The sequence below is a fragment of the Intestinibacter sp. genome (assembly GCF_051866655.1).
Classification (GTDB): domain Bacteria; phylum Bacillota; class Clostridia; order Peptostreptococcales; family Peptostreptococcaceae; genus Intestinibacter.
The window spans coordinates 1-2,294 of the sequence record NZ_JBJDXL010000515.1 but is presented as its reverse complement, the minus strand read 5'-3'; the positions used below and the strand labels follow the sequence as shown (position 1 = coordinate 2,294).

Below are 2,294 nucleotides of genomic sequence, written 5' to 3'. Positions count from 1 at the left end.
ATCCGATGTAGAATTATAATGGAAATTGACTTAAAAACCTTACTGCAAGGAAAAGCAACAATTATAAAAGGAAAGGAATACTTTAGTACTGAGGCATATGTTACTCCCTTCTTAGAGAGAATGTCTAAGTTTACAAATGACTTCAGGGTTCAAGCTAAACTTCCTGACCAAATAAGTATAACAAAGAAAGAAGATTTAAATTTAGAAGATACTGTATTCAACAGAGTATGGATACAGGCTGTTATGCCTGATGAGTATAGTTTTGATAATCATCAGGAAGTAATTGGTATGGTTTATGGTTTGGATACTAGAAAGCCAGTAGTCAAGATCTATAGGGGAGCTCTAAATATGGCTTGCCTAAACTTATGTGTGTTTAACCCCTCTTTCCTCAATGCACAAGAACTGGAGCCCGAAAAGCCAATTAACTTTAAGTGTATTCAACCTCTAATGGAACAAACTTCCGATATTAAAGCCTGGTTAGACAGACTTTCTGAGACTGAAGTACCATATGAAGAAGAAGTAATTAACGAGAACTTAGGTTCTTGGGTAAGAGGTGCTCTAGTCTCTTCCTATGATACTGGCTACGGAAAAGTAAAGTTAGCTACTAGTACAGCTGTTGATGCGTATAAACTTCTATATGAGAAGAAAGACTCTCCTTATTTCGTAAATCCTGGACAGCCTACGACTATGTTTAATGTCTATAATGCGTTTACTGAGCTTATTAGTAATGCTGACACCAGGGATATTATGAATAAAGCAGAGAAGACGTTACTCCTAAAAGGAATCCTCGGTTTATCTTAATATTTGCTTGTCTCAATATTTTTAATTATATTTGCATTACTATTTAAATAATAAAAGTATGCTAAAAGTTACAAAACGAAACGGAAATCTAGTGCCATTTGACATTAACAGGATTGAAACAGCTATAAGTAAAGCTTTTAGATCTTGTGGAATTGCTTGGCAAGACGAGGTAGTTAAAGATATTGCAAGAAACGTTAAGATATGGGAAGGAATCTCAGTAGAAGACATACAAGATCAAGTTGAGGAACTACTAATGGATTATGATTATCCTCAAGTGGCTAAGGAATACATCCTGTATAGAGCTAAACACAAAGAGACTAGGTTTATTAGGGATAGAATAAACTATATGGACAGGTACAGTAGGTCTTCTGACAATGCTGCTACCTCATCTGAAACAGATGCTAACGCTAATGTCACGATGAAGAATGTAGCTAATCTGGAAGGAGAAGTGTATAAGTCTAATAATAGAATTATCCAACGTCAAATGATGAAGGATGAACTCCATAAGCTATTTCCAGAAATTGCTAAACAATATGAGGAAGATCTAGAGCACCATATCATATATACTCATGATGAGGCTTCTACTCCTGTACTTAAGCAGTATTGTATGGCAGTTAGTCTCTATCCTTTAATGGTAGAAGGAGTAGGAAATATAGATGGAGTAACTCCATCTGAACCCAATGACTTACAGTCATTCAGTGGGCAAATTACTAATCTAGCTTTCTTGCTATCATCACAATGTAAAGGAGCAGTAGCATTTGGAGAGTATTTTATTGCTCTAAATTACTATATTATTAAGGAATATGGTCCTAACTGGTATGATAAGTTAGATTGCAGTGCTACATCTTCACACTCTCTAATTCATAGGACTGTAAAGGATTGTATTTTAAAGGCATTCAAACAGTTTGTATGGGGAATAAATCAGCCTGCTGGTAATAGAAGCTATCAAAGTCCGTTTACTAATATCTCATATTATGATAAGACTTACTTTACTTCATTATTTGGAGAGTTCTATTATCCTGACGGAAGCAAGCCTGAATGGAAAGCTATTGATACTTTACAGAGGCTTTTCTTGAAATGGTTTAACAACTTACGTCTAAAGCAAGTATTAACTTTCCCAGTAGAAACTTTTGCTATGGTACATGATGGTAATGACATTATAGATAAGGACTACAAAGATCTCTGTGCTGAAATGTATGCAGAAGGGCACTCTTTCTTTACCTATATATCTGATAGTGCTGATAGTCTTGCGTCATGCTGTAGGTTAAGAAACGAGCTATCTGAAAATACCTTTAATCCAACATCTGGTCTTACTGGAGTAATGACTGGTTCCTGTAATGTGATAACTCTCAATATCAATAGAATTGTCCAGGATTGTTGCAAACAACATGGTGGAGACCCAAGGTTTATATCTGCTAAGAACTTAAAGCCTTATATTATTGACATTCTTGAAAGAGTCTATAAGTATCATATTGCATATAAAACTATGCTGT

At 35.1% G+C, this 2,294-nt stretch carries 2 protein-coding genes; both read left to right on the top strand.

Features of this window, described 5'->3' with window-relative positions; genetic code table 11:
• A partial coding sequence (locus tag ACI3VO_RS15385) for a hypothetical protein (RefSeq protein ID WP_439758759.1) occupies positions 1–801 on the top strand: 801 nt, incomplete at its 5' end.
• A gap of 58 nt (positions 802–859) precedes the next feature.
• On the top strand, positions 860–2,294 hold a 1,435-nt coding region (gene nrdD, locus ACI3VO_RS15380), incomplete at its 3' end, for an anaerobic ribonucleoside-triphosphate reductase (RefSeq protein WP_439758758.1).